This window comes from Mycobacterium gordonae (assembly GCF_002101675.1).
Classification (GTDB): Bacteria; Actinomycetota; Actinomycetes; order Mycobacteriales; family Mycobacteriaceae; genus Mycobacterium; species Mycobacterium gordonae.
In genome coordinates, this window is sequence record NZ_LQOY01000034.1 from 1 (window position 1) to 5,451 (window position 5,451).

Sequence of the window (5,451 nt, forward strand, 5' to 3'; positions counted from 1 at the left end):
GCGGCGGGGGTGGCGGCGGGATGCCGTTGCTGATCTGAATCGTCACGATGGAGCCGGGGATCGTCTGGCCGGTGGGTGAGGTCCCGACCACTTCGCCGTACTTGGCGGTGCTGTTGACCGAGTTGGGCTGGTCGGCCACCTGGAATCCAGCGTCTCTCAGGCGCTGACGCGCCTGGTCGATGTCCAGACCGGCCACACTGGGCACCCGCCCGGCCGGCGAACCGTCCATATATCGCGGATCAGTGGGCGGCAGATGCACCTCACCGAAGTTGTTGGCGATCGGCTGCAGTGCCGTGAACCACGTGCGTGCGGGCTCGTTACCGCCGTAGAGGTCGCCGCTGCCGCAGTGCCGCAGCGGGGCCGAACAGAGGTCGGTGGGCGACGGCGAGTCGTCGTAGATGTAGTTGGCCGCGGCGTAGCGGTTGGTGAAGCCGATGAAACCGGAGGACCGGTGCGCCTCCGTGGTGCCGGTCTTACCGGACATCGGCAGGGTCCACCCCGCTGCGCCGGCAGACCCGGCCGCGGTGCCGCTGCCCACCGCGTCCTTGCTCATGGCGTTGGCCAGGGTGTTGGCCAATCCTTCGGGAACCACTTGCTCGCACGTCTCGGTGGTCACGGAGACCTCATTGCCGTTGCGGTCGATCAGCTTGTCGATCGGGTTGGGGGGGCACCACATGCCGCCGGACGAGAGCGTGGCGACGACGTTCGACAGTTCCAGCGCATTGACTTCGATGGGGCCGAGGGTGAACGAACCGATGTTCTGCCGTTTGACGAAGTCAGCCAGGCTCTCGTTGCTGTCGGGGTTGTAGTCGCGCGCGGTGCCGGGGTTGGCGTAGGACCGCAGGCCGAGCTTGATGGCCATGTCCACCGTCCGCGTCACCCCGACCTGCGAGATCAGTTTGGCGAACGCGGTGTTGGGTGAGGTGGCCAGCGCGTCGGTCACGCTCATGCTGCCGCGGTAGTTGCCCGCGTTGACCACGCACCAGGTGTCCTTCGGGCAGCCCTTGGCGCCACCACTGCCCAGGCCCTTGCCCTGGAAGCGGGGCGGGACGTCGAGCTGGGCGTTGATACCCATGCCCATATCGAGCGCCGCGGCCGTCGTGAAGATCTTGAAGATCGATCCGGCACCGTCACCGACCAGCGAGAACGGCTGCGGCCGCATCGTTTCGCCGGCCTCGGTGTCCAGGCCGTACTTGCGGTTGCTGGCCATCGCCACCACTTTGTGCGATGTCTTGCCGGGCAGGATCACGCTCATCACGCTCGAGATGCCGGACAGCGTCGGGGGAGCGAACCTGTCGATGGCGGACTTCACCGGAATCTGGACGTCCGGATCGAGCGTGGTGCGGATCAGGTAACCGCCGCGGGCGAGCTGTTCCTTACTAATCCCCGCGCGCGACAGGTACTCCTGCACATAATCGCAGAAAAAGGCGCGATCGCCGGCGGCGATGCAACCCCGCGGCAGCTCGTTGGGCTGCGGCAGAATTCCCAGCGGCTGCGTCTTGGCGGCACGCAGCGCGTCGGCTTCGCTGGGGATGTTCTCGATCATCGTGTCGAGCACCAGGTTGCGCCGGGCCAGGGCGCCCTCGGGGTTGGTGTAGGGGTTGAGCGCGCTGGTCGACTGCACCATGCCGGCCAGCAGGGCCGCCTGCTGCCAGTTCAGGTCGATTGCGTTGACCCCGAAGTAGGTCTGGGCGGCGTCCTGGATGCCGAACGAGTTGTTTCCGAACGAGACCAGGTTCAGGTAGCGGGTGAGGATCTCCGGTTTGGTGAAGGTCTTGTCCAGCGTGAGCGCCATCCGGATCTCGCGCAGCTTGCGGGCCGGAGTGGTTTCCACGGCCGCCCGCTTCTCCGCGTCGGTCTGCGCCGTGACCAGCAGTTGGTAGTTCTTGATGTACTGCTGCTCGATGGTCGAACCGCCGCGCGTCTCGACATCGCCAGAGGCGTAGCCGGCCAGGCCGGTCAGGGTGCCTTTCCAGTCCACACCGTTGTGATCGGCGAACCGCTTGTCCTCGATCGACACGATGGCCAGCTTCATCGTGTTGGCGATCTTGTCTGAGGGCACCTCGAAACGGCGCTGAGAGTACAGCCACGCGATCGTGTTGCCTTTCGCGTCGACCATCGTCGACACCGCCGGCACCTGTCCTTCGAGGAGCTGGGCCGAGCCGTTGGCGACGACCTCGGAGGCGCGGTTGGACATCAGCCCCACGCCACCGGCGAGCGGAAACATCAACGCGGTGGCCACCACGCTGGCGAGCAGACAGAAGCCGGCAAGCTTCAGCAGCGTGATCGCGACCGGGGGACGCTCGGACATGCGTACTACAGTAGCGACCTCTCGTCACGGCCCCGCGCCGTGCGGTTGGAAAAAAATTTCTTTAGCAGTTGTTGAACAGGTCCGCTAGTCCCCGGAGCTGTGCAAATCCTGCGACATTACTGGTCAGAGGCCCAAAACCGGACAAGGCGCTCCTGTTTTCCCCGGCCGGGCGACACAAGACGGCACGGACGTCCCAGAAAAAGCGTTATCGGACTGTTGCGCAATTGGCGGTCGACCCCCTAACTTAGATACGCAGTGAGATTCAGGTAACACCGATGTGCACATTGTGGCTGGAATCGCATCGTCGGCTGGTACCCGAAGAGGGCCTCCGCAAGCGGCGGCCGGAAGGAAGGGATCAGCTCGTGTCAGGAACACGCCCGGGCGCACGAAGGACCAACCTCACGTCCACAGGGAACTTGCTCCGCAGCGTCGAAGCTGAAGAGCGCATCACCTGGGTGTCGCAGGCGTTGTGCCGGGCAACGGACCCCGATGAGCTGTTCGTACGCGGAGCCGCCCAGCGCAAGGCGGCCGTCATCTGCCGGCACTGCCCTGTAATGCAGGAATGCGGCGCGGACGCGCTCGACAACAAGGTCGAGTTCGGCGTCTGGGGTGGCATGACCGAGCGTCAACGCCGGGCGTTGCTGAAGCAGCACCCCGAGGTCGTTTCCTGGTCGGACTACTTCGACAAGCGCAAGCGCCGCAACATCGTCTGACAGCCTGCGCCCAGCCGCCGGCGCGCGCAGCAACCCTCATTACTTTTTGGTTACAGCTTAGCCGGCTACTGCTTTCGTTTCGCGCCATAATCGCAGCTCAGAGGGCATTTTTGAGCTGCCGGACAGGTGTTTGAATTCGATCGGTGCTGACTCGGCGTCAAATAACAGCGGCGACGCACGGTATCGCCGCTGGTAGCGCCGCCTTTACAGATGTTGCCGCAGGCGTAACTCACCGATCGCCGGCGGGCGCCTTCGCGGGGTCCGGAGGGAAGCGCACGCCGGTCGTTCTGACGCCATCCGGAGGCCTGTCCATCATTACTTTATTGTTACAACGTAGCGCACCAAAGTATCCATAGCGCTATATCGGCGCAGGTCAGATGGGTTTTTGGGGCTACAGATGCGGATGTTGTTCGTGGTCGCCGTTGAATGGACGTCAAATAACAGCGAAGTACGCCGTCATCCCCGCAGGTCAGCGCGTAATCAGGCGGAGGTGATCTGGTCAGCCAGGGCGCGCAGCGCTTCGAGATCCGAGACATCGAAGGGTAGCGAGGGCACTCCGACCACCGGCACATGCGGATGGGCGCCGGTGAAGCTGGACAGCAGCCGGATCTCGCGCTTGGCCGTCTGGCCCCGATCGGTATGGATGTGCAGTACGGCCGCCGCCAGGGACGCGGACTCTGACGAACTTTTGTGCGGGGTGCCGCCCAGCGTAAGGCTGCCGTCATCTGCCGGCACTGCCCCGTGATGCGGGAGTGCGCTGCGGACGCCTTGGACAGCAAGGTCGCGTTCGGTGTGTGGGACGGCATGGCCGATCGGCAGCGCCGCGGCTCTGCTCAAGCAGCATCCCGAGGTTGTCTCTTGGTCGGATTACCTAAACAAGCGGAAACGCATCAACGCATCTGATTTCTAGCGCTTCGGATGTGTGACGGGGTTTCATCCAGCGCACAGGCGTGCAGCTTGCAGATGTGTTCTGCTCTCTTGATGTGACTATCGCATACCGAACGCCCTCACTCGATCGGTTCCGCTGGCGTCTTCTGCGGGTCTGGACGCTGACGCAAATGGACGTCGGCGGGTTTGGCGGCATCGAGAGCATTGGCGAACACAGGACTCCTTGTACCTCGGTAACCGCTGCTCTTCGTGCGTTTACTGAGGGATGTCACGTGATTTCATGATTTCCGTACGCTTTCAGCATCGGCGATTGAGAGCATAGAGCGTTGTGCTTGTGGTGTAGTGTGATCCATCTTGCTTAGCCTAAACAGCATCGGCAAGTCGAATATTTTTGGAGTAGCAGTTATGACCAGGCCGAAACGTATCCCGCTCCGGCGGGCTGAGGAAGTCGACTTGCCGGGTAAGGAAGTCGTCAGCCCACAAACACAACGTGTTCCGCTCCTGCCGGGTGAAGAAGTTTACCTGCCGGGTGAAAAAATCGGCCCAATTAATCCGGTCCAGCCGGGTGAAAAACCCGTCGGCGTTTATAATGTGAATCGTGATTCATTTCATGGTAGCGGATGGCAAGAAGACGATGAACCTGGCGTCCATCGTTTATCGAAAGGCGAGCCATGGGAAGAACATGTCTTTGAGAAAACTGATCCTCAACCGGTTAGAGTTCCTTTAGCGGAAGGACCTGAAACGCAATACAAAAATCCCACTGGAGCGCTCTTCGGGCAAGATTCAGTGCAAGAGACGCTACCCGGGATAGATTCGAGCGGTGCTCACGCGGGCCAGAATGCAACGCTTCCTGGTTCAAGCATTCTGCGGACTGCGGGGGAAATCGTCGGAGGGATGATAGCCTCGACGGGTACGGTGGAATAGCTTCGACGGGTACGACGACGAGCGCGGATCGTGTTTTTCATCGGGTTCAGGGAAATGGTCTAACATAGCAATAAATCTTATCAACCAGGACCTCAGGAGAAAGCCGGCAGGGCAAGTCAGCAGAAGTTTACGCAGCGACACCTGTGGCTTTAAAAATATGGCCGGCGCAATGGCTGTTGCTGATAAACAAGCGAGGTATTTTCTATACCCGCACGCCGGTCATGTTTGCATTCAGCTGCCGTTTCTTGAAGCCGCATCTGCTTCAGTTAGCATTGTGGACGGCTGCTCTTCTGACAAAGTATCAGCAGGCTTATTGGCTGTCGGCCAGTTTCTCCATCGGTGGCATGTTTATCGCGCACGCCTGTGTTCCACCCCAGTTGCAGCTGGTTGAACACTCGATACAAACCGCAGCCAACTTGGATCAAGGACGGCACTTGTACAACAGGTCGCAGCTACAACAGGTCGCAGCGGCCGCTGGCACTCACTGGCTGCATCGCGGCTCGGCACGACGAGCGGCGAAGGGTCCAGGTGCTGTTGTGGTTGCGTCCACCAAGGTGGTGTATCAGTCGGGCCGTGAGGTGAGGACCGGCGTGTCGTAGCCGGGTAGATGAGGGT

4 protein-coding genes and 1 pseudogene are annotated in these 5,451 nt (G+C 61.6%); 4 read left to right on the forward strand and 1 reads right to left on the reverse strand.

Features of this window, described 5'->3' with window-relative positions; translation table 11 throughout:
• On the reverse strand, positions 1-2,311 hold a 2,311-nt coding region (gene ponA2 / locus AWC08_RS06685), incomplete at its 3' end, for a transglycosylase/D,D-transpeptidase PonA2 (RefSeq protein ID WP_085087524.1).
• 362 nt (positions 2,312-2,673) lie between these two features.
• Between ponA2 and AWC08_RS06690 the strand changes: the two genes are divergently transcribed.
• The 4 genes and pseudogenes from AWC08_RS06690 (at position 2,674) to AWC08_RS35010 (ending at position 5,435) form a co-directional block, all read left to right on the forward strand.
• Positions 2,674-3,024, forward strand: a complete 351-nt coding sequence (locus tag AWC08_RS06690) for a WhiB family transcriptional regulator (protein ID WP_065132588.1) — start codon at positions 2,674-2,676, stop codon at positions 3,022-3,024.
• Positions 3,025-3,667: 643 nt separating this feature from the next.
• Positions 3,668-3,934 (forward strand): annotated as a pseudogene (locus AWC08_RS06700) (WhiB family transcriptional regulator).
• Between the two features lie 431 nt (positions 3,935-4,365).
• A complete protein-coding gene (locus AWC08_RS35005; protein ID WP_142283445.1) occupies positions 4,366-4,836 on the forward strand; it encodes a hypothetical protein in 471 nt (156 codons plus the stop codon).
• 143 nt (positions 4,837-4,979) lie between these two features.
• Complete coding sequence (locus AWC08_RS35010) at positions 4,980-5,435, forward strand: hypothetical protein (RefSeq protein WP_142283446.1); 456 nt, start codon at positions 4,980-4,982, stop codon at positions 5,433-5,435.
• Positions 5,436-5,451: the final 16 nt, after the last annotated feature.